This window comes from Methylobacterium brachythecii (assembly GCF_014196345.1).
Taxonomy (GTDB): Bacteria; Pseudomonadota; Alphaproteobacteria; order Rhizobiales; family Beijerinckiaceae; genus Methylobacterium; species Methylobacterium brachythecii.
On record NZ_JACIDN010000001.1, the window covers coordinates 350,443 to 371,473 of the forward strand.

Below are 21,031 nucleotides of genomic sequence, written 5' to 3' on the forward strand. Positions count from 1 at the left end.
GATGTACCAACCGGCTCAACAGCCGGAAACGGAGGGTGGGGCCGCCCTGCGCGCCGTGCCGGTCAGGCGCTCACCAGCCGGAGCGCGCGGCCTTCCGCGCGGGGAGGGGGGACCGGCGCGCTGCAGGTTCTGTTCCGGCCGGTCGCCTTGGCCTCGTAGAGGGCGGCGTCGGCCCGGCGGAACAGGTCGGGGTCGTCGACACCCGAGGCGACGCCGATGCTCACCGTGACGGCGCCGCGGCCGATACCGGCCGAGGGGACCGTCAGGCCCTTCATCTGGTCGTGGACTTCGTCCGCGACGCGGAGCGCTCCGGCTTCGTCGGTGGCCGGCAGCAGCAGAACGAACTCCTCGCCTCCGACGCGGCAGACCATGTCATTCGGCCGGTGCACGCTGGCGGAGAGGCGTCGCGCGAGGTCCCTGAGCACCTCGTCGCCGACGGCATGCCCGTAGCGGTCGTTGTAGCGTTTGAAATGGTCGGCATCGACCACGAGCAGCGAGACGGGCAGCCCCGTGCGCCGGGCGTCCTTGGCGGCCCCGTCGAGGGCATCCTCGAAGCTGCGGCGGTTGGCGAGGCCGGTCAGCGGATCGGTGCGCGAGAGCCGGGCGAGCTCGACCTGCATCGCGGCCCGGCGCCCGAGCTCGCGGCCGAACAGCAGCGACAGCGCAATGGCCAGGCCGCACAGCGTGAGGACGGCGGCGCCGATCACCAGGGCCTTGGTCCACCAGTCGGCCTCGATCTCGCGCGTCGACAGGGCGACGTTGAGGATCAGCGGCAGGTCGGCGATCCGGGTGAAGGTGTAGTAGCGCTCGATCCCGTCGCGGACGGAGGTCTTCACGATGGTCCCGGAGCGCTGGCTCGTGAATTTCGCGAAGATCGGCGTGCCGGCTAGGCTCGCGCCGATATCCGCATCGACGAAGGGCTGCCGCATGATGCGGGTGCCGTCGCGCAGATAGAGGTTGATCGCGCCGTCCTGTCCCAGCCCGATCTGGTCGAACAGATGGGAAAAGTAGGCGAGATTCATCGTTCCCAGCACGACGCCGCCGAAGGAGCCGTCCGGCTTGTCGACGCGGCGGCTGAACGGGATCATGCGCTGGCCGGTCAGCCGCGAGATCAGGGGCTGCCCGATATAGAGCCCGACGCCGGCCCGGTTCTTGTGGGCCAGGAAATAGTCGCGGTCGGCATAGTTCGCCTTGCGCGGCGGCAGGGCGCTGGCGTCGATCGCGATGTCGCCGTGCTCGTCGATGACGAGCAGCACGCCCATGTCCCGCGCCGTGGCGGCGCGGTCGAACAGCACCAGCTGGCGCATCGCGGGGTCAATCCCGTCGATGCCCGGTGTGCGCAGATTCTCGACCACCGCCTGAAGCGAGAGGTCGAAGATCTCGACGTTTCGGGCGATGTCGCGGGCGATGACCTGCAGGAGGTTCGTGGAGGTCTGCTCGGCCTTGTCCCAGGCGTCCCTGCGCATGTCGAGCAGCATCAGCCCGGACAGGACCAGCATGCCGGTCGGCGCGAGGATGCCGAGCACGATCCAGGTGCGCGCGGAGCGGAGGGCTTGCGCGATGCGGACTGGCAGAACCATCGGTGGGCGCTCCCAGGCGCGAGGTGGCTGCCCGTTTTCTAACGCGTGGACCTTTTACGAGGCGTCTCGCGCGGGCTTGGTCTCGGCCTATTCACGCGTTCATCCCTAACACCGGGTTTCCCGAGCCGCGCGGATCGTCGCGATCGTCGGCTGACTCGGCGATCCGATGCCGTCGCGCGCTCTCACCGGTGAGGGCTGGCCTCCTCAGCCGTCCTCGTTCTTCGGGTCGTCGATGGCTTTGCGGATCTCCGGCTTGGCCTGGTAGAGCTTTCTGAGACACCGTTCCTCGGCGTGGAGCCGCTCGCAGCCCAGCGTCTTGATCGCTGTGGCGATGTCGCGGCCGCGTGGGGCGTCGTAGGCGTCCTCGCCCTCCCAGTGATTGCAGCCTCTGCGGCGCTCGACATACGACGCGACCTCCATCGGGAGGTCGGCCTTTTTCGATGGAGGCGAGGCGGGCTCCACGGCCGGGGCGGCCTGACTTCGACAAGCCGCGGCCGCGAGTAGCGCCGCCAAAAGCATCGTCGCGCAACGAGCCATCCGGCCATCCCTCTGCTGGAAGAGTGGCAACGCCTAGCAGAGAACGCCGCGGATCCGGAAGCACACGAAGGCGTGGTCGGGCTCGGAACGCGAATGGTCAAGCTGCGTTAAGGATAAGCTTGGGAGGCGCCGATGCTGTACAGGCTGCTGTCCGTGTTCATCCGCCGCGAAGTGGTCGTGGTGCGCATCGTCACCGCCCTCGACGAGGGTGAACCCTCCGAGACGAGCCCCTGCCGGGACGACCCACTCGCCGGGCTCTGTTCCGATCTGGAACGCGAGCTGATCGCCGCCGGCTATCTTCGATAGCCGCGCTGCTTTCTGGCTTCAGCCTGCGTCGCTGGCGCCCAGTCCTGCGAGCTGCGGATCGTGCGTCGCCGGCCGGACCGGGCTCTCGCCGGCAGGCCGCTCGCCGTCCAATGCCTTGACGACATAGGCGTCGAGTTTGTCCCCAGCCACCGGGATGTGGGCCGTGAGATCACGGATCATCTTCGGCGCCCAGAAGGACACGAGGTGCTTGTGGATGCCCGCGACCGCCTCGTCTTCCGGATAGGTCCGGAAGAACGCGGCGATCTGGTTGGCCATCCGGACGAGCCGGTCTTGATTGGTCGCTGCGCCCATTTTTCTTACGCTTACTCTGCCGCTGCCTGGGCGATACGGGTCAGGGAGAAGTCCTCCTCGTAGAACTTCGCCTGCCAATCCGACGGACGATTGGTCCGCCGCACCTGCACTGCCGTCACCTTGTATTCAGGGCAGTTGGTCGCCCAATCCGAATAGTCCGTGGTGATGACGTTGGCGCCGGTCTTGGCGTGGTGGAAGGTGGTGTAGACCACACCCGGCTGCATCCGCTCGGTGATCCTCGCCTTGAGGGCGATGTCGCCGGAACGGCTCTCCAGGGCGACGAGATCGTCGTTGACGATGCCGCGCAGCTCGGCGTCGAACGGGTGGATCTCCAGCACGTCCTCCTCATGCCAGCGCGAGTTCTCCGTGCGGCGGGTCTGCGCGCCGACATTGTACTGCGACAGGATGCGGCCGGTGGTGAGGATCAGCGGGAACTTGGCGCCGGTCCGCTCGTCGGTGGCGACGTATTCCGTGATCATGAAGCGACCCTTGCCGCGCACGAACCGGTCGACGTGCATCATCGGGGTGCCGTTCGGCGCCTTCTCGTTGCACGGCCACTGGATCGAGCCGAGCTCGTCGAGCTTGGCATAGGAGACGCCAGTGAACGTCGGGGTCAGCCGGGCGATCTCGTCCATGATCTCGCTCGGGTGGTCGTAGTGCATCTCGTAGCCGAGCGCCTTGGCGAGCAGGATGGTGCCCTCCCAGTCGCCGTAGCCGCCGAGCGGCGACATCACCTTGCGGACGCGGCTGATGCGGCGCTCGGCATTGGTGAAGGTGCCGTCCTTCTCGAGGAACGACGCGCCCGGCAGGAAGACGTGGGCGTATTTCGCGGTCTCGTTCAGGAAGATGTCCTGGATCACGATGCACTCCATGGCCTTGAGGCCGGAGGTCACGTGATGGGTGTCGGGATCGGACTGCGCGATGTCCTCGCCCTGAATGTACATGCCCTTGAATGAGCCATCGACGGCCTCGTCCAGCATGTTGGTGATGCGCAGGCCCGGCTCGTTCGAGAGCTTGGCGCCCCAGAGAGCCTCGAAGGTCTCGCGGGTGGCGTCGTCCGAGACGTGGCGGTAGCCGGTGAGCTCGTGCGGGAACGAGCCCATGTCGCAGGAGCCCTGCACGTTGTTCTGGCCGCGCAGCGGGTTCACGCCGGCGCCTTCCTTGCCGATGTTGCCGGTGGCCATGGCGATGTTGGCCATGCCCATCACCATGGTCGAACCCTGGCTGTGCTCGGTCACGCCCAGGCCGTAGAAGATGCCGGCATTGCCGCCGGTGGCGTAGAGGCGGGCTGCAGCACGCAGATCCGCCGCGTTGACGCCCGTGTACTGCTCGGATGCCTCCGGCGAGTGGCGCTCGTCGGCGATGAAGCGAGCCCAGGACTCGAACTCGGCGAGGTCGCAGCGCTCGCGGACATAAGCCTCATCGACCAGACCCTCGGTGACGATGGTGTGGGCGAAGGCGTTGATGAAGGCGACGTTGGAGCCCGGCTTCAGCGGCAGGTGGTAGTCGGCCTTGATGTGGGGCGACTTCACGAGGTCGATCTTGCGCGGATCGGCGACGATGAGGCGGGCACCAGCGCGCAGGCGCTTCTTCATGCGTGAGCCGAAGACCGGGTGGCCGTCCGTCGGGTTGGCGCCGATGACGAGGATGACGTCGGCGTACTCGACCGACTTGAAGTCCTGCGTGCCGGCCGAGGTGCCGAGCGTCGACATCAAGCCGTAGCCGGTCGGGGAGTGGCAGACGCGGGCGCAGGTATCGACGTTGTTGTTGCCGAAGGCGGCGCGGACGAGCTTCTGGACGAGGTAGGCTTCCTCGTTCGTGCAGCGCGACGAGGTGATGCCACCGACCGAGTCGCGGCCATACTTGGCCTGGATGCGCTTGAACTCGGACGCGGCGTGGTTGATCGCCACCTCCCAGCTCACCTCCTGCCAGGGATCCGTGATCTTTTCGCGGATCATCGGCTTGGTAATGCGGTCCTTGTGGGTGGCGTAGCCGTAGGCGAAGCGGCCCTTGATGCAGCTATGGCCCTCGTTCGCCTTGCCGTCCTTGTAGGGCACCATGCGGACGATCTGGTCGCCCTGCATCTCGGCCTTGAAGGCGCAGCCGACACCGCAATAGGCGCAGGTCGTCACGGCCGAGTGGTCGGGCTGGCCGAATTCGTGGATCGACTTTTCCTGCAGAGTCGCGGTCGGGCAGGCCTGCACGCAGGCGCCGCAGGACACGCACTCGGACTGCATGAAGTTCGTCGGACCGGCGGCGACGCGGCTGTCGAAGCCGCGGCCCTCGATGGTCAGCGCGAAGGTGCCCTGCACCTCCTCACAGGCGCGGACGCAGCGGTTGCAGACGATGCACTTCGACGGGTCGTAGGTGAAGTAGGCGTTCGACTCGTCCTTCGGCAGGTAGCGCTCGGAGGTCGGCTTGACGTGGTTGTCGCCATCGTAGCCGTAGCGGACGTTGCGCAGGCCCACCTGCCCGGCCGTGTCCTGCAACTCGCAATCGCCGTTGGCGGCGCAGGTCAGGCAGTCGAGCGGGTGATCGGAGATGTAGAGCTCCATCACGCCCTTGCGAAGGCGTGCCACCTTCGGCGTCTGCGTATGGACGACCATGCCTTCTTCGGCCGGCGTCGTGCAGGAGGCCGGGGTGCCGCGGCGGCCCTCGATCTCGACGAGGCACATGCGGCACGAACCGAAGGGCTCCAGCGAGTCGGTCGCACAGAGCTTCGGGATCTTGGTGCCCATCTGCATCGCAGCGGCCATCACCGAGGTGCCGGCGGGGACGGAGACCTGCTCGCCGTCGATGGTGAGCGTCACCGTCTTCTCGCTGACGCGGATCGGCGTGCCGTAGTCGATTTCCTTGATGAGGGTCATCGTGTGTTCCTCACTCGGCGGCCACGGGGAAGGACTGCTGTCCCGGGCCCGTGAAATCTTCGGGGAAAAAGTTGATCGCGCTCATCACCGGCATGGGAGTCAAACCCCCCATGGCGCAGAGCGATCCATCGGTCATGATCTCGCAGAGATCCTTGACCAGCTCGACATGGGCCTCGGCGCGCTCGCCGCGGATGACCTTGTCCATGGTCTCGACACCGCGCGTCGCACCGATGCGGCAAGGGGTGCACTTGCCGCAGGATTCGGCGGCGCAGAACTCGAAAGCGAAGCGGGCTTGCTTGGCCATGTCGACGGTGTCGTCGAAGACCACGATGCCGCCATGGCCGACGAGACCCTTGGCCGCCGCCATCTTCTCGTAGTCCAGCGGCGTATCGAGCAGGCTGTCGGGGAAGTAGGCGCCGAGAGGGCCGCCGACCTGAACCGCGCGCACCGGTCGTCCCGACAGCGTGCCGGCGCCGAAATCCTCGATCACCTCGCGGATGGTGATGCCGAAGGCATACTCGATCAGGCCGCCCTGCTTGATGTTGCCGGCGAGCTGGATCGGCAGTGTGCCGAGCGAGCGACCCATGCCGTATTCGGCATAGGCCTTGGCGCCGTGCTCCAGGATCCACGGCACGGCCGTGAAGGTCATGACGTTGTTGACGAGCGTCGGCTTGCCCAGGAAGCCCTTGAGTGCCGGGATCGGCGGCTTGGCGCGTACGATGCCGCGACGGCCCTCGAGGCTCTCCAGTAGCGAGGTCTCCTCGCCGCAGATATAAGCGCCTGCGCCGAGGCGGACCTCCAGATGGAAGGTCTTGCCCGAGCCCATGATGTTCTCGCCGAGCGTGCCCGCCTTGACGCCGTTGGCGATGGCATCGCGCATCGTGCGGAAGGCCTGCGGGTACTCGGAGCGGCAATAGATGTAGCCGCGGGTGGCGCCAACCGCGACCGCAGCGATGGTCATGCCCTCGATCAGGTTGAAGGGGTCGCCCTCCATCATGATCCGGTCTGCGAAGGTGCCGGAATCGCCTTCGTCCGCGTTGCAGACCACGTATTTCCGCTCGTCCTCGGCGAGCATCACCGTGTTCCACTTGATGCCGGCCGGGAAGCCCGCGCCACCGCGACCGCGGAGGCCCGAATCCTTCACCTGGGCGACGACGTCCTTGGCGTCCATCTTCAGTGCGGCTTCGAGACCGCGATAGCCGCCATGGGCGCGGTAATCCTCGACCGAGACCGGATCGACCACGCCGCAGCGGTGGAAAGTGATACGGTGTTGACGCTTGAGGAAGGGGATTTCTTCCGGCTTGCCGAGGCGCAGCGCATGCTCGCCACCCTCATGCAGGCCGGCATTGAGCAGACCCTCGACGTCGGCCGGGGTCACCGGGCCGTAGGCGATGCGTCCCTCGGCCGTGGCCACCTCGACCATCGGCTCCAGCCAGAGCAGGCCGCGGGTGCCGGTGCGGACGATCTCGACGTCGAGACCGCGCTGCTCGGCGCCGTTGAAGATCGCGCGAGCGACACGGTTGGCGCCGAGACCCAGCGCGACGGCGTCCTGCGGAACGTAGATCTTGATGCTCATGCCCGCGACTCCTTCAGCGCGGCTTCGAGGCCGTCGGCGGTGAGACGCGCGAGGGGCTCCTCGCCGATCATCGCGGCGGGGCCGTTGGCGCAGAGGCCAAGGCAGTAGACCGGCTCCACGGTGACGTCGCCGTCAGAGGTGGTGCCATGCCAGTCGACACCCAGACGTTGCAGGATTTCGCCATGCAGCTTGTCCGAGCCCATCGCCTGGCAGGCTTCGGCGCGGCACAGCTTCACCTGGTGACGGCCGGCCGGCGCCTTGCGGAAGTCGTGATAGAAGGTGATGCAGCCGAAGACCTCGGCCTTCGACAGGTTCAGCGCATCGGCGATCAGCGGCACAGCCGCCTCGTCGACGTAACCGAACTCTTCCTGCAGAGCGTGCAGGATCGGGAGCGTCGCACCTTCGAGATGCTTGTGCTCGGCGACGATCCCAGCGGCGCGGTCAGCGCTCCAAGGCTCGGGACTTGCCATGCTTTCCAACCCAAATTGGTCTTGTTCTAAAAGCCAATTGAACAGGAAAGGCGATATAATTCAATCAAGCGGACCCGTCATTCGACAAAGGAATCCTGTCAAGCACGGTCGGTCTGCGGGAGGCGGGTGGCTTCCAGGCCCGGCATGAGGTGCATGACCGAGCGGGCATATTCGTATTTCGCCACCGCGATGCCGTTGGTCCAGTCCGGCAGCGGCACGGCCATCAGCTCGGTGATGTCGAGGCCGCGCTCGAAGCCGTCGCCGATCTGCGCCTCGATGGTGTCGAGCCAGCGCTGGGTCTGCTCGATGCCGCGCGCGCCCGGCTCCACAGGGCCGTGCCCCGGTACGAGCAGCTTGTGGCCGATCCCCTTCAGCCGCTCCAAGGAGCTGCGCCAGGTGTCGATCTTGGCATCAGGCGTGGTCGCGGCGCGATCGAGGAAGACCAAGTCCCCAGGGAAGAGCAGCCCTGTGCTCTCTTCATAGAGGCAGAGGTCCTCGCTGGTATGGCCGGCGAGCGGCATCAGCCGGAAGCTGCGATTTCCTACCGCCTCGACGCCCTCGCTCACCTCGCGGCCGGGCTGGGGGACGTCGGTCCCGCGCATCCAGTCGCCGGCGACCCGGTACATCGCGTTGGTGAGGTCGTTGCCGATCGTCTTGAGGTCGGCGGTGAGCGTCTTGCCCGCCGACACGGTGCCGCTGTCGAAGGCGGTGGCGCCGAGCACGTGGTCGGTATGGTAATGCGTCAGGTAGACGCGCACGACCGGCTTGCCGGTGAGTTCGACCGCCTTGGCCTTCAGCGCCTCGCCGTAGCGGTGCGAGGGGCCGGCATCGATCAGCACCGTGCCCTCGCTCGTGTCGAAGATGGTGATGTTGGCGATGGCGCCGCCATTCTTGGCGGTGATCGGCTCGGGCAGGCCGTAGATCGTCCAGACGCCGGGCGCGATCACGACCGGGTTCAGGGCGTATTTGAGCACGGCCGCCTCGGCCGCCCCCGGAATCACGGGCAGCGTCGCCGCGGCGAGGCCGAGGGCGAGCCATTCGCGGCGATTGATGCCGGACATGAGCGATCCTGCTGTCGTCGAGGTCATAGCCGGCCCTCCCGCATGCGTGGAGCCGCGGCCGGAATCGGGACGGTGGCCTTGAAGTCACCGCCGTTGTTGTCGCGCGCCGCGACCTTCAGGACCTGGCCGTCCTTCGGGATCTCGGGAAGCAGCGTCAGGGTCGGGTTGGCCGCGATCGCCTCGCTGAGCTGCAGCTTGGCCAGCGGCGCGCCGCTGGCATCGGTCACGTTCAGGGTCTCGATGAAGAAAGCCGGGATGTTGGCGATCATGCCGTTATCCATCGGGTGGAGCAGGCGCATCCGCACGCGGGCACCGCCATCCGCCTCGCGCCAGGCGCGTGCGCGGATCTCGCCGACATGCTCCCAATCGATCTTGGCGATGACCGCCGGCGGCACCGAGCAGCCGCCGCCGGCCGCATCGAGATAGCGGCCGCCGACATACCAGGTGTCGCCCTGGCGCGCGGCGGCTCGGACCGGCGTGCCCTGCTCGATCTTCTGGCGATAGACCACAAAGGGCTGTGCCGCGATCGGCTCCATGCGCAGGGGCTGCGGGAAGGGATGCAGGTCGACGATGACCAGGATCTCGTCGACCTGGCCGAGAGCGCGGGCATCGATGGTGATCGGAACCTGGGTCTGGTTCTCGGTGACCGGCGGCAGGATTACCTGCACGCGATCGTCGAACACCACCGTGCGCCCGGAGAGGTAGCGCTTGGAGAGATCGTTCCACATCGGCGAATCGAGGGGGTCGCGCGTCGTGGTCTCCGCCGCCACGGCCGTGGCCGGGGAGGGCGATTTCCGGAATGGGACCATCATGGCGGCGTCACCTCGTCCATTCTCTTCTCGGTCGGGCGCCCGTCATCGCGCGTCTTGGCCCGGCCAACCTGCATCATGCTGCGACAACCGTTGCGCGTCATCCAACCCATTGGTCGATGATGGTGCAGTCGCGCATCGTCTCTACCAACTGATCGGTAGACGTGCGAGCCGGTGCCGGCAAGGAATTTTACTTCCGGTTTGCGTCCTCATGCGAGCCGGCCTCAATGGCCCGCCAGCGCCGGGACCGGCGTCGGCGTGGCTTCGATCAGGGCTCGGTCGGCGTCGTTCCAGCCGTCGCTGCCATCGGCGTACCAGTAGACGCGGCTGTAGCCGAGTTCCGAGGCCCGCTTCACCGCGTTCCAGGACATCCAGCAATCGGCCTTGCAGAAGATGATCAGTGGTTGCGCCTTGTTGCCTTTCGTGAGCCGGCTCAATGCATCGCTGAAATAGGCGGCGAGCCGCGGTTCGACTTGGCCTGTGCCGGTATTGGGAAGCCAGGTCGCGCCGGGAAGGGTCTCGTGCTTGTCGACCATGCGCCATCCGCCGGTGGCCGGATCGTAGCCGCCGCGCTGGGGCATCACGTCGACGAGGATCGCGCCCTTTTTCGTGAGCGCGTCGACCTCCGGAGTCTCGACCCGCTTGCCACCCTGCACGGGCAGATTCACCGGCGAGCGGTAGTTCTGCATCCGGTAGCCGGTAGTCTCGTCGTTGTCGAAGGCGCTCAACTCCGTTCCGGCCCCGAGCAATGTGAGGCAGGCGATGCCGATGGCGGCGGCGAGCAGGCGCGATCTCATCAACTACCCCGGCGTCTGGGTCGGGCCTCGTCCGCCGAGCATCCGCCCGAGTGTGGCGTCACCCGCGCGGGTTTGATGCAGCAGGGCCGCGGCGACGTGAAGGGCGATCGCGCCGGCGAGCACGAAGGCCATCTTGTCATGAATGGTGGAACTCGCCGCGTAAAGCAGCTCCTGCTTGGTCTCGAAGAGCTTGGGGATGACGGGGAGCCCGAAGACGGTGACCGGCCGCGCATAGGCGAGGGAGCGCAGGATGCCGGAGATCGGCATCAGCAGCGTCGCCGCGATCAGGCAGGCGTGGAGCGTGATCGCGCTGCGGCGCTCCCAGCGGCGATGCGGTCCGGCGGGCTCGGGAAAGCCTTCGCGCCAGCGCCAGGCAACGCGCGCCAGCGCCAGCGCGAAGACCAGCATTCCGAAGGATTTGTGGATCTGGACGTAGGGCGCCTTCCCGGCACCGGACGGCAGCGTCTGAAGCCAGAAGCCGTAGCCGAGGAGGCCGAGTACGCCGAGCCCGACCAGCCAGTGCAGCAGGAGTGTCGGCGCGCTCAGGCGCATCCCCCCGTTCCTCGGCTCGGCGATGTCAGGGCCGCTCGCGCTGATGCTCATCCTGCTCCACCGGTCTCATGTGATGGAGGTGCCGGAACTCGCGCTTCTCCGTCACCATGGTGCAGTCACGCTCGTCCTCGGTGTCGGGGCAGAGGATCTCGACGCCGTCCGGGTAGTGCGTGACGTTCTCACAGGTCGCGAAGAACCGGTCCCTCCCGTCCTTCTCCGAGATCTCGAGCCCGCTGGTCCCGCATTCGGTCTTCAGCAGGAGCATCCGCCGGATCTGGTACTCCTTGACGGTGGCCCGCGCGGTGATCGGCCACGTGACCGCGAGCAGAAGGCCCGCGATCACCGGAAGCGTGCGATCGAAGGGGCCGCCGCTCAATTGACCTTCGCCGCCAGGGCGGGATCCTTCTGGGCCTCGCTTTCGATGTAGGTGCGGATCGCCCAGATGGCTTCCTGGCTCAGGATCTCGCCGAAGGGAGGCATCCGGTAGCGGCCGTCGCGCTGGGCGCCGCCGCGGACGCGGGTCAGGAAGTAGGTGTCGGTCGCCTCGCTCTTCTCGAGCTCGCGCAGGTCGGGCGCCATGCCGCCGGACTTGGCATCGAGGCCATGGCAGCGAGCGCAGTTCTTGTTGTAGCCCGAGGCGCCGATCTCGATCGCCTTCGGATTGCCCTCGTAGGGGTTCTTCTCGCGGTCGGTGTCGCCGAGAGACTCGAGACCCGTCGTGTCGATCGGCGAGGGGGCGCCGTCGCCATGGGCGTGGACGAGGGCCGGGGCCGCCATCAGCAGCGGTGCGCCGATGAGAAGCACCTTCAGAAGTTTGGACATGGTCGCTACCCTTCTTCTTGTTGGGAAGATCGTCGGGATGGTCAGCTCATCGGGTCGAGCCAGATGCGCCAGGATTCGGAGCCGCTGACCTGGAGCGAATAGGTGCCGGGCTTCTCGATGACGTAGGTCGAGGTGCCGCCGCCCCCGATGTGAAGGTTCTGGACGATGCCGCCTCGTCCATCCTTGAGGTACATGACGAAGATCGGCCCATCGCTCTCGTAGCGAAGCACGGTGGGCGCGGTGACCTCGAAGTTCTCGGTCTGGGCCGTCAAGCGCCCCTGCCAGCGCGGCGGCGAGAGCAGGTTGGTGAGCTTGTCGTAACAGCGCAGCCGCTCGTGCTCGTCTTCGAGCGCCCGGCATTTGGCGAAGCCGTGCCGGATGGTGTTGTCGGCCCCGGGATCGGTGGCGAATGCAGGGCCGGCTAACACGGTGACGAGACCCAGCAGCGAAACCGTGACGGTTCCCCTCACTGGGCTGCCTTCTCGTCGCTCTCGTCGTGCTGCGGCGCGGGCGCCTCCGGGTAGAGTTCCCAGACCGGCTTATCGCTCTGCCAGTGGACCGGGCAGCCCTTGCAATCCGGCATCCAGGCATCCTGGAAGATCGCGAACCGGATCTTGGCGCCGTCCATCACGGCACCTTTCAGGTTCGCCTCGTAGAACTTGGCTTCCTGCATGTCCGTGTTGACAAACTTGGCACCGACGAACTGGGCGCGCTTGGCCTGGACCATCTCCAGGTCCGCGACCGTGAAGTCCGAGCCGCTGAAGTCGCCTCCGGCGATGCGGGCATGATCGAAATTCGCGCCGACGAAAGAGGCGTTCGTCGCCTTCACGCCCTGCATGAAGGCGATCTGGAGCTGGGCGCCGCCGAGATTCGCCCCGTCGAGGCGGCTGCCCCTCAGGTTCGCGCCGCGCAGGTCGGCCCGGGCGAGGTTGGCGCCGGTGAGGTCTGCCCCACCGAGATCGGCATTCTTGAGGTCCGCGTGGCGGAGATCGGCGCCTGGGCACTTCGCCTTCGGGCCGATGGTGCAGCCGTTGATCACCCAGGGATCGGGCCGTTCTTCCTTGTTGTTGATGACGTTCTGCGCGACGGCCGGAAACGGGGCGGCGATGGCGAGGCAGAGGCTGGCGATCAGAAACGCGCGGGATGAGGTGCGGCGACGGGCCGACATGGGTCAGCTCCTGAATGGTGACGCGAAAGACAAGGGTCCGGACCCGTTCGAACTCTCCCGAATGTCGACCGCCCGGACGGCGAAGCCCGGGGATGCGTGCAGCATCCCCGGGCTCGTTTTCACGCGCTCACTCGGCGGAAGCCGTGTCGCTCGGCAGTTCGAACACCCAGAACGAGCCGCCCTGAGAGACGAGCTTGGTCTGGTCGGCCATGTCGCCGCCCCACAGCGGCACGGCGCCGCCGTAGCCGGACGAGATGCCGACGTACTGCTTGCCGTCCATCTCCCAGGTCGTCGGAACCGAGACCACGCCGGAGCCGGTCTGGAAGGCCCAGAGCTCCTTGCCGTTCTTGGCGTCGAAGGCCTTGAAGAAGCCGTCCGAGGTGCCCTGGAAGACCAGGCCGCCCTTGGTGGTCATCGAGCCGCCCCAGAGCGGCATGTGCTCGAGGTGCTCCCAGACGATCTTGCCGGTCTTCGGGTCGAGGGCGCGCAGGGCACCGACGTGGGTGTCGAACTTGCGGTGGATGCGGAAGCCCTGACCGAGATAGGCCGAACCCGCCTTATAGGTGACGTTCTCGGTCCAGTAGTCTTCCTTCCAGTCGTTCGACGGGATGTAGAACAGGCCCGTCTGCTGGGAGTAGGACATCGGCGACCAGTTCTTGCCGCCGAGGAAGTTCGGCGTCACCTCGATCGACTTGCCCTTGGTCTGGCCCTCTTCCGGCATCGGCGGACGCTGGCCCTCGTTCTCGATCGGACGGCCGGTCTTCAGGTCGAAACCCTTGGCCCAGCTGATGTCCTTCACGAAGGGGTAGGCGGCAACGAGCGAGGTCGGCTTGTTGATTTGGCCGTCACGGGCGGTGAGCTTGTCCGTGTCGGTCAGGAAGAAGAAGCCGTTGCGGTCGGCGTGCGCGCCGAGACGCACTTTCTTGCCGTCCTTCTCCATGTCGAAGAGGATGATCTCGTTGTTACCCGAGAAGTCCCAGGCGTCGTTCGGGGTGTGCTGGAAGAAGCCCACCGGCTCGCCCGTCGACGGCTCGATATAGACCTGACCCGAGGTGTAGAGGCTGTCGCCCGGGGACCGGTAGTGGGTGTTCCACGGAGCCGGGTTGCCGGTACCGATGATGAAGGTGTTGGTCTTCTCGTCGTAGACGCCGGTCTGCCAGGGAGCGCCGCCGCCGTGGTGCCAGGCCTCGACCTTCTTGCCGTCCTTCTCGGGCCAGGACGGAGCCTTGGCATCGCCCGTCGTCACGGAGTCCTTGCCGTTGAGGCGACCCATATGGCCCTCGACGAGGGGGCGCATCCAGATCTCTTCGCCGGTCTCGGGATCGCGGCCGTAGAGCTTGCCGACGGCGCCGAACTCGTCGCCCGAATTGCCGTGGATCAAGAAGACTTTGCCAGTCTTCTTGTCCTTGATGATGTTCGGAGCGCCGGAATACGCGTAGCCGGCGGAGTGATCGTCGAACTTCTTGCTCCAGACCACCTTACCGGTCTTGGCATCGAGCGCGTACATCGAGGCATCGAGCGTCCCGAAATAGATCTTGCCGTTGTAGATCGCAGCGCCGCGGCTGACGACGTCGCAGCAGGGGCGGATGTCGTCGGGAAGACGGGCGGCGAAGCCCCAGATCTTCTTGCCGGTCTTGGCGTCGAGGGCGAAGATGCGCGAGTAGGACGCCGTGATGTAGATGATCCCGTCATGGACCAGCGCTTGGCCTTCCTGGCCGCGCTGCTTCTCGTCTCCGAACGAGAACGACCATTTCGGCTTCAGCAGGCCGACGTTCTTGGTGTTGACCTTGTCGAGGTTCGAATAGCGCTGGGCCTTGATGCCCATGCCGTACATCAGGATGTCCTTGTCGGTCTCCTGATCGTGGAGGATGTCCTCCCAGGTGACGTTGCTGGCCGATGCCTTCTGGGCCGTCTCGGCAGCAGTCGGACCCGCCAGCAGCAGGCCGGACAGGATCAGCGACGACGCGGTCGCAAGCATCAGCGTCCGGGGCAGATGCCCCGCGTTCTTCCTGGCCATGCGTTTCTCCCTCCCGGTCTTGATCACGAGGTCGGACCGGCTGTTGGCGTTGAGATGTTCGCGTCGATGGTTCGACGTCGCAGTCTTGGATCGTCGTGCTTCACCGCCAGCGTTGCGGCTCACACCTGGACCGCCATTCGGAGCGGCCTCGACGCAACCTATGACGGAAGATCAGGCAACCGCATCCTAACTTTTGGCTATAACGCTTATTGTGCTCTTATGAACGGGAACATTGCGCAATGCTAATTGCCAGCAGTCAATGTTCGCGAGACTTGTTGTAAATAAGCGATTTGTTAAAGCCGAAAGACTTGACGGCGTTCGTGCCGCTCGAACTATTTTATGCCGCGCTGCTGATACCGACCGATGGACCGGTCCGTTCCGTGCCGAGGCGATCGGAACCGTCGACCAGGGAGCATCCCGTGCACTTCATCCTCGTCGACGATCATCCGCTGTTCCGCGAGGCGCTGCGCAGCATGATCCGCCTCGGCCTTCCTCACGCGAGGATCGACGAGGCCGACTCGATTCAGGCGGCCAAGACCGTCCTCGGCGACCGGCCGGCCGTCGACCTGATCATGCTCGACCTGTCGATGACGGGCGTGACGGGCTTTGACGGGCTCATGTCCCTGCGCATCGCCTATCCGCGCATCCCGATCGTGGTGGTCTCGGCGCTGGACGAGCCCCGGATCGTGCGCGAGGCGCTGCAGCTCGGCGCCGCCGGCTTCGTCCCGAAATCGTCCGGCAAGTCGGTCTACATGCAGGCGATCCAGGAGATCGTCAGCGGCTCGATCTTCGTGCCCGCCTCGGTGAATTTGAGCATGGATCGCACCGATCCACGCCGGCACGAGGCTCCGCCCGCCGCCGAGCGGATACGCACTCTGACGCCGGCCCAGATGAACGTCCTGACCCTGATCAAGCGGGGCAAGATCAACAAGCAGATCGCCTACGAACTCGGAATCGGCGACTCGATGGTGAAGGCGCATGTCTCCGAGATCATGCGCAAGCTCGGCGTGAGCAACCGGACCCAGGTCGCGATCTGCGCCTCCTCGCTCGACTTCGACCGCGTCGGCCTCTGACGGCGCGCTCCGTCCTCGGCGATCGCCCGGCGACGGCTTTTCTTTACGGTTCTCCCCGCAGTATCGCGACCGCACGCCACGGCCCTCGAGGGGTGCCGCGCGGCCGCGACGGCCGCGTCCGGGAACCGAGACGGCATGAGCCAAGGGCCCGTTCCCCCCCCCGACGACCACGGCGTCGCCGACTGGCCCGAGGGCTCCGCGCCGGCGCCCCTGCCCGATTCCCTGCCGGATGGTCGCCCTTGGCCATTGATCGCCGTCACGGTCGTCCGGGACGATGGCGGTGCCGCCCTCGCGGCGACGCTCGCCTCGCTCGACGGCCAGGCCTATCCACGGCTTCATCATGACGCCCGCGAGGTTGCCGCGGCCGAGACCGATCCCGCGGATCGGATCGATGCGGATTACCGGCTCTGGCTGCGGGCGGGCGACCTGCTGGCACCGGGGGCGCTCTCGGCGCTCTGCCTGGAGGCGGAGCTGTCGGGCGCGGGCGCGGTAGCTGGCCTGCGCGTGTTGTTCGCGGGCGAAGTCCACGGTCTGGACTTGCTCGGCGCGCCGGGCGTCGCGTCGTGCGGGGAGGGGGAGCCGTTCGACTGCGGCGACATCCTGGTCTCGCGCGAATCCCTCGGCCATCTCGGACTCCTCGCGAGCTCCGCTCCACCAGCCTCGGAGAGCCTCTGGTCTCGCCTGGCCGCGGCCGGAGTCCGGACGTCGCGGATCGGGCGCCCGGTGCTGCTTCGGCGCGAGCCGGCGGGCGGCCCTCCGCCATCCGGGCTGTCCGTCGCGTCGCTGACCGATCTTGGCCATGGCGGCGGCGCCGGCATCGCCCATCGCCGCCTCGGCGAGGCGCTTGAACTGGCCGGTCACCGGATCGCGCATCTCAGGCTGGCCGACGAATCGCCCCCGGCCGCGGCCGAGTGGAGCGACCGTTTTTCGCGCACCGAAGCGGCGATCGTGTCCGGCAGTTACGACCTCGTGCTCGCGGGCAACCTCCACGGGGCGACGCGGGGCGGAGGCTTCGTCGGACGCCTGGCCGCCGCGCTGCCGACGGCGATTGCCCTGCACGATCTCTTCCCGCTGACCGGGCGGTGCGCGCATCCCAAGGATTGCCCGGTGATCGCGAGCGGCTGTGACGCGCGCTGCCCGACGCCCACCGAATATCCGCAACTCGCCCCGGGCCGCATCGCCGGCGCCTTCGCTGCGAAGCGGCAGGCCCTCGCCGCGCCGCTGCTCCTCGCCAATTCGGACTGGACCGAGAGCCGTGCCCGGGCGCTCGCGCCCGCGGGCACGGCCATCGCCCCGATCCGGCTGGCCTTTCCCACCGGCGTGTTTCGCCCACGCGACCGGGCGGCGCTGCGCCGCGAGCTCGGGTTGCCGGAGCACGACGTCCTCGTGCTGTTCGCCGCGGTGATCGCCGATGCGCCGGACAAGGGTTTCGACGACCTCGTCGCCACGATCGCGCAGGTGGCGCGACCGGGTGTGGGCTTCGTCGCGGTCGGCCGCCTCGACGATCCCGGCGTGTTCGGGCTTCCCGGCCTGCATGTGCCCGGCCTGATCGGCGACGAGGAGACGCTGGCGCAATGGTACGGGGCCTGCGACGTCTACCTCACCGCGAGCCGGCTCGAGACCCTCGGCCAGACCCCGATCGAGGCAGGCCTGTGCGGCACGCCAACGGTGGCCTACCGGTCCACAGGCCTGACCTCGGCGGTGATCGATGGCGTCACCGGCCTCCTCGTCGAGCCGCGCGAGGACGCGCTGGCGGAAGGCCTGGACCGGCTGATCGCCGATGCGGCCCTACGGCGGCGGCTCGGCGCCTTCGCCCGCATCGTGCTGGAGAGCCGTTTCAGCCACGCCGCCGCCGCCGTGTCGCTGAACGACGCCCTCGCCGGCTGGCCGGGAATGCCGGGCATGGCGCCGGAAACAAGGCTGCGCTTCCGCCCCGAGATGCTCCGGCATTTCGCCTTCGCCAGGGATCGGCAGGCCGGAGCGCGCGGCCTCGTCGCCGTTCCCTCGCGGCCAGCGGTCCGCCTGCTGCGCCGGGCGAAGCAGGCTGTGCTCGGCCGCGGCATGCCGCTCTGGATGCGCCGGGCACTCTACGCCGCTGCCCTGCTCCGCCGTAGGGTCTCCCGATGACAGCCCCCGCCCCGCGCCGCCTCTACATCGACCAGACCAACATCCGCGGGCCCGTCACCGGAATCGAGCGCGTCGCCCTCGACCTGTTCGCCCCCGAGCGTCTGGCGCCGCACGAGGTTCGCCTGTTGCGCTCCCCGAATCTCCCCCGGATGATCCTCGATCAGCACTTGGCCCTGCCTGCGCGCGGGCTCGCCGACTCGTCGGCGCTGTTCCTGTTTCCCGGCTTCCCGCCGGGACCGCTCGCCCTGGCGCTCGGCCGGCGCTGCGTGACCTACATCCACGACACCTTCCTGGTGACGCGGCCGCAGGATCTGAACTGGCGGGCGCGTGCCTACATGGCGCCGAGCTTCGCCCTGGCCGCGCGGTTCGGGCGGACCTTCCTCGTCAACTCCCGCACCACCGGCGAGGACCTGCGCAGGCTGTGCCGGCGCGATGCGCTGGTGGCGCTGCTGCGGCCGGCGGTGCGCGACGTGTTCGGCCTCGGCGATCTCGCAGGGCCGGCCGCCTTTCGGCCGGGCGAGCCCCTGCGGCTGCTGGCAATCGGCACGATCGAGCCGCGCAAGAATTACCCGTCCGCCGTCGCGATCGCCGCCGCGCTCAACGCGGCTGGCATTCCTGCCGAGTTGCACCTCGTCGGCCGGGTCGGCTGGGGCCAGTACGCCTTCCTCGACGCGCCGCCGCCCTTCCTCACCCTGCACGGATATCTCGACGATACCGGGCTGCGCAGCCTGGCGCGACGCTGCCACCTTCTGCTCTCGACGGCGAAGGCGGAAGGGCTCGGCCTGCCGCTCCTCGAGGTGCAGCACGGCGGCCTGCCGGTGGCGGCGCCTGCCGCGCCGGTCTTCTCCGAGGTGCTCGGCTCCTCGGGCCTGTTCATCGATCCTGAAAAACCCGAGGACGCGGCCCGGGCGCTTCTCGACGTCGCCCGCTCGGGCCGCCTCGCGCAGGCCGCTGCGGCCTCCCGCGACAACGTCGCCCGTTGGAACGGCCTCGCGGCCCGGGATTTCGCCCGGTTCCGCGCCTTTCTGGATCAGGGCGCTACTGCCTATGGCGACCCGGAGGCCGTCGTCCCCGCAGCGTGACGGCGCGGTCCCAGGACCGAAATGCGCGTCCACATGGCGCAACGTATTAACTACGTACCCAATGTACAGCCAAGGGCAGCCGGACGTGAAACCTGGCTTGTTTCAGGCTGGCACACATGAGACGGCAAGATCGGGCCTCTTCCAGTGCCGAATATGGTTAACGTTATTTTACCGGGACTCTAAAGCACTCGCTGACATCGCGGTGAGGCCACATTAGCGTGGATATGTCCCGTCTCAGTGCGAAGATCGTCTTGGCATCGGCGTTGCGCATGGTTTCCCATTCATTACCGGACCGTGCCGCGTCGGCACAGATGGTGATGAGCCGAGACCAACGCCGACCCGCCGGCGGTCCCCGTGACCGACCGGTGGCTGTCGAACCGAGGCAAGAGTGAAATGTTCGATTTCGCCAGTCCCCTGCGCGGCGAGCCGGTGAGGATGGTGATGGCCGAGCCGGCCGCGCCCAGCCTCAGCCTGTCCGCTGCCGCGCGGCGCCTGTGGCGCGGGTCGGGCTTCATCGTGCTGGGCGGCCTCTTCATGGTGGCGACGACCGTCGCCATCCTCGGCATGCTCACTCCGTCCTACGTCTCGAGCATCCAGATCCTGATCGACCCGTCAGACCTGCGCAGCGTCGACAACGACGTCACCGTGCGTTCGCCCCAATCCGATGCCGGCGTCTCGCTCGCCGAGAGCCAGACCAAGGTGATCCAGTCTGACAGCGTCCTGCGCCGCGTCGTGACCAAGCTTGGTCTCGACCACGACGACGAATTCATGAAGCCGGACTCGACCAATCCGGTCGTTGAATTCCTGAAGAATGCGCTCGGGATGATGCCTCCCCCGGCGAGCCGCGATCCGGTCAACATGGCGCTCGACACCTTGCGCCAGAATGTCCTGGTGCGCCGGCCAGAGCGGACCTTCGTCATCGACGTCCAGGCGAAATCCAAGGATCCGCAGAAGGCCGCCACCATCGCCAACGCCATCGGCGAGGCCTATTTCGCGGAGGAGGCCAATGCCCGCACCGAGGCCGCCAAGCGCGTCTCGGACTCGCTCACCTCGCGCCTGACCACGCTGCGCGAGGCGTTGGAGGAGGCCGAGGGCAAGGTCGCGACCTATCGTGCGACCAACAAGCTGGCCACCTCCACCGGACGGCCGTTCAGCGACCAGCAGCTCGGCGACCTCAATCAACAGCTCGTCACGGCCTCGATCCGCACGGCCGAGGCGCGCTCCCGGCTCGACCAGGCCAAGAAGATGACCTCCAGCGATGCCGGCACGGCGCTGCCGGAAATGCTGCAATCGCTGGAGATGCAGGCCCTGCGTCAGCAATATGCGACGCTGTCGCGCAACACTGCGGAACTCGCGACCCGTCTCGGCTCTCGCCATCCGGCCATGACCGAGATGGAGGCTCAGCAGCGCGACCTGCAGCGGCTGATCCAGGTCGAGAAGACCCGGATCATCGAGTCGACGCGCAAGGATTACGATCGCGCCGCGGCGAGCGAGGCTGCGATCCATAAGAACATCGACCAGGTGAAGACCGATCTCTCGAAGACCGACCGCGCCAGCGTCGGCCTGCGCGAACTGGAGCGTGCCGCTGATTCCCGCCGCAGCGTCTACGAGGCCTTCCTGAAGCGCTCGCGCGAGGCCGGCGAGCAGGAGCGGCTCAACAACACCAACGTGCGCATCATCTCGACCGCGACGCCGGCCCGCATCCGCGCCTGGCCGCCCTCGCCGCGGATCGCCCTGCCGATCGCCCTGATGATCGGCCTGATGCTGGGTGCGGCGATCGCCCTGATGCTCGGGGCCGACAGCGACCGCAAGCGTGCCCGCAAGGCCCGGCGCCCGACCCAGGACGCACGCAGCCTGAGGGCAGTCGATGCGTGA

Annotated in this window: 20 protein-coding genes; 5 read left to right on the forward strand and 15 right to left on the reverse strand. The window is 67.3% G+C overall.

The genetic code is table 11. The features are described from left to right. Positions 1-62: 62 nt before the first annotated feature. A complete protein-coding gene (locus GGR33_RS01755; protein WP_183501651.1) occupies positions 63-1,580 on the reverse strand; it encodes a sensor domain-containing diguanylate cyclase in 1,518 nt (505 codons plus the stop codon). Between the two features lie 204 nt (positions 1,581-1,784). Further along, entirely contained in the window at positions 1,785-2,000 is a 216-nt protein-coding gene (locus tag GGR33_RS01760; RefSeq protein WP_246412716.1) for a hypothetical protein, read from the reverse strand. A 249-nt stretch (positions 2,001-2,249) separates the two neighbouring features. Between GGR33_RS01760 and GGR33_RS01765 the strand changes: the two genes are divergently transcribed. Next, positions 2,250-2,423, forward strand: coding sequence for a hypothetical protein (locus GGR33_RS01765; RefSeq protein WP_183501652.1), 174 nt, complete (start codon positions 2,250-2,252; stop codon positions 2,421-2,423). Positions 2,424-2,441: 18 nt separating this feature from the next. Here the strand turns inward: GGR33_RS01765 and GGR33_RS01770 are convergent, their stop codons facing one another. From GGR33_RS01770 to GGR33_RS01830, 13 genes are all read right to left on the reverse strand, one after another. Continuing rightward, positions 2,442-2,699, reverse strand: a complete 258-nt coding sequence (locus GGR33_RS01770) for a formate dehydrogenase subunit delta (RefSeq protein WP_425488727.1) — start codon at positions 2,697-2,699, stop codon at positions 2,442-2,444. Between the two features lie 47 nt (positions 2,700-2,746). Beyond that, positions 2,747-5,602, reverse strand: a complete 2,856-nt coding sequence (gene fdhF / locus GGR33_RS01775; protein ID WP_183501654.1) for a formate dehydrogenase subunit alpha — start codon at positions 5,600-5,602, stop codon at positions 2,747-2,749. A gap of 10 nt (positions 5,603-5,612) precedes the next feature. Further along, positions 5,613-7,178, reverse strand: a complete 1,566-nt coding sequence (locus GGR33_RS01780) for a formate dehydrogenase beta subunit (RefSeq protein WP_183501655.1) — start codon at positions 7,176-7,178, stop codon at positions 5,613-5,615. Further along, positions 7,175-7,648 carry a formate dehydrogenase subunit gamma gene (locus GGR33_RS01785; RefSeq protein WP_183501656.1) on the reverse strand — a complete coding sequence of 158 codons (474 nt, stop codon included), beginning with the start codon at positions 7,646-7,648 and terminating at the stop codon, positions 7,175-7,177. The genes GGR33_RS01780 and GGR33_RS01785 overlap by 4 nt, the downstream gene beginning before the upstream one ends. Before the next feature lie 98 nt (positions 7,649-7,746). Beyond that, entirely contained in the window at positions 7,747-8,709 is a 963-nt protein-coding gene (locus GGR33_RS01790) for a quinoprotein relay system zinc metallohydrolase 1 (RefSeq protein ID WP_246412718.1), read from the reverse strand. A gap of 23 nt (positions 8,710-8,732) precedes the next feature. After that, positions 8,733-9,521, reverse strand: a complete 789-nt coding sequence (locus GGR33_RS01795; RefSeq protein WP_183501658.1) for a quinoprotein dehydrogenase-associated SoxYZ-like carrier — start codon at positions 9,519-9,521, stop codon at positions 8,733-8,735. 221 nt (positions 9,522-9,742) lie between these two features. Then, a complete protein-coding gene (locus tag GGR33_RS01800) occupies positions 9,743-10,315 on the reverse strand; it encodes a rhodanese-like domain-containing protein (RefSeq protein WP_183501659.1) in 573 nt (190 codons plus the stop codon). A 3-nt stretch (positions 10,316-10,318) separates the two neighbouring features. Then, a complete protein-coding gene (locus GGR33_RS01805; RefSeq protein WP_183501660.1) occupies positions 10,319-10,867 on the reverse strand; it encodes a cytochrome b in 549 nt (182 codons plus the stop codon). A gap of 25 nt (positions 10,868-10,892) precedes the next feature. Next, positions 10,893-11,243, reverse strand: coding sequence for a hypothetical protein (locus GGR33_RS01810; protein ID WP_183501661.1), 351 nt, complete (start codon positions 11,241-11,243; stop codon positions 10,893-10,895). Beyond that, the gene (gene pedF / locus GGR33_RS01815; protein ID WP_183501662.1) at positions 11,240-11,689 is read right to left on the reverse strand and encodes a cytochrome c-550 PedF; all 450 of its coding nucleotides are present in this window, start codon (positions 11,687-11,689) and stop codon (positions 11,240-11,242) included. The genes GGR33_RS01810 and pedF overlap by 4 nt, the downstream gene beginning before the upstream one ends. 41 nt (positions 11,690-11,730) lie before the next feature. After that, positions 11,731-12,159 (reverse strand): hypothetical protein, encoded by a 429-nt coding sequence (locus GGR33_RS01820; protein WP_183501663.1) that lies wholly within the window; start codon positions 12,157-12,159, stop codon positions 11,731-11,733. Next, positions 12,156-12,857, reverse strand: coding sequence for a pentapeptide repeat-containing protein (locus GGR33_RS01825; RefSeq protein WP_183501664.1), 702 nt, complete (start codon positions 12,855-12,857; stop codon positions 12,156-12,158). The genes GGR33_RS01820 and GGR33_RS01825 overlap by 4 nt, the downstream gene beginning before the upstream one ends. 127 nt (positions 12,858-12,984) lie before the next feature. Beyond that, positions 12,985-14,874 carry a PQQ-dependent methanol/ethanol family dehydrogenase gene (locus GGR33_RS01830; protein WP_246412720.1) on the reverse strand — a complete coding sequence of 630 codons (1,890 nt, stop codon included), beginning with the start codon at positions 14,872-14,874 and terminating at the stop codon, positions 12,985-12,987. 419 nt (positions 14,875-15,293) lie between these two features. On the opposite strand from GGR33_RS01830, the gene GGR33_RS01835 reads away from it, so the two are divergent. From GGR33_RS01835 to GGR33_RS01850, 4 genes are all read left to right on the forward strand, one after another. Further along, positions 15,294-15,947: a response regulator gene (locus tag GGR33_RS01835; RefSeq protein WP_183501665.1), complete on the forward strand. Its 654-nt coding sequence runs from the start codon at positions 15,294-15,296 to the stop codon at positions 15,945-15,947. A gap of 135 nt (positions 15,948-16,082) precedes the next feature. Further along, positions 16,083-18,074 (forward strand): glycosyltransferase, encoded by a 1,992-nt coding sequence (locus GGR33_RS01840; RefSeq protein ID WP_183501666.1) that lies wholly within the window; start codon positions 16,083-16,085, stop codon positions 18,072-18,074. After that, complete coding sequence (locus tag GGR33_RS01845) at positions 18,071-19,156, forward strand: glycosyltransferase (RefSeq protein ID WP_183501667.1); 1,086 nt, start codon at positions 18,071-18,073, stop codon at positions 19,154-19,156. The genes GGR33_RS01840 and GGR33_RS01845 overlap by 4 nt, the downstream gene beginning before the upstream one ends. Positions 19,157-19,549: 393 nt before the next feature. Next, positions 19,550-21,031, forward strand: coding sequence for a GumC family protein (locus GGR33_RS01850; protein WP_183501668.1), 1,482 nt, complete (start codon positions 19,550-19,552; stop codon positions 21,029-21,031).

Bases quoted from the DNA above. Each gene is read 5' to 3' on its own strand.
- GGR33_RS01755 (WP_183501651.1), bottom strand. From the start codon at position 1,580: ATGGTTCTGCCAGTCCGCATCGCGCAAGCCCTCCGCTCCGCGCGCACC.
- GGR33_RS01760 (WP_246412716.1), bottom strand. From the start codon at position 2,000: ATGGAGGTCGCGTCGTATGTCGAGCGCCGCAGAGGCTGCAATCACTGG.
- GGR33_RS01765 (WP_183501652.1), top strand. From the start codon at position 2,250: ATGCTGTACAGGCTGCTGTCCGTGTTCATCCGCCGCGAAGTGGTCGTG.
- GGR33_RS01770 (WP_425488727.1), bottom strand. From the start codon at position 2,699: ATGGCCAACCAGATCGCCGCGTTCTTCCGGACCTATCCGGAAGACGAG.
- fdhF (WP_183501654.1), bottom strand. From the start codon at position 5,602: ATGACCCTCATCAAGGAAATCGACTACGGCACGCCGATCCGCGTCAGC.
- GGR33_RS01780 (WP_183501655.1), bottom strand. From the start codon at position 7,178: ATGAGCATCAAGATCTACGTTCCGCAGGACGCCGTCGCGCTGGGTCTC.
- GGR33_RS01785 (WP_183501656.1), bottom strand. From the start codon at position 7,648: ATGGCAAGTCCCGAGCCTTGGAGCGCTGACCGCGCCGCTGGGATCGTC.
- GGR33_RS01790 (WP_246412718.1), bottom strand. From the start codon at position 8,709: ATGTCCGGCATCAATCGCCGCGAATGGCTCGCCCTCGGCCTCGCCGCG.
- GGR33_RS01795 (WP_183501658.1), bottom strand. From the start codon at position 9,521: ATGATGGTCCCATTCCGGAAATCGCCCTCCCCGGCCACGGCCGTGGCG.
- GGR33_RS01800 (WP_183501659.1), bottom strand. From the start codon at position 10,315: ATGAGATCGCGCCTGCTCGCCGCCGCCATCGGCATCGCCTGCCTCACA.
- GGR33_RS01805 (WP_183501660.1), bottom strand. From the start codon at position 10,867: ATGCGCCTGAGCGCGCCGACACTCCTGCTGCACTGGCTGGTCGGGCTC.
- pedF (WP_183501662.1), bottom strand. From the start codon at position 11,689: ATGTCCAAACTTCTGAAGGTGCTTCTCATCGGCGCACCGCTGCTGATG.
- GGR33_RS01825 (WP_183501664.1), bottom strand. From the start codon at position 12,857: ATGTCGGCCCGTCGCCGCACCTCATCCCGCGCGTTTCTGATCGCCAGC.
- GGR33_RS01830 (WP_246412720.1), bottom strand. From the start codon at position 14,874: ATGGCCAGGAAGAACGCGGGGCATCTGCCCCGGACGCTGATGCTTGCG.
- GGR33_RS01840 (WP_183501666.1), top strand. From the start codon at position 16,083: ATGAGCCAAGGGCCCGTTCCCCCCCCCGACGACCACGGCGTCGCCGAC.
- GGR33_RS01845 (WP_183501667.1), top strand. From the start codon at position 18,071: ATGACAGCCCCCGCCCCGCGCCGCCTCTACATCGACCAGACCAACATC.
- GGR33_RS01850 (WP_183501668.1), top strand. From the start codon at position 19,550: ATGTTCGATTTCGCCAGTCCCCTGCGCGGCGAGCCGGTGAGGATGGTG.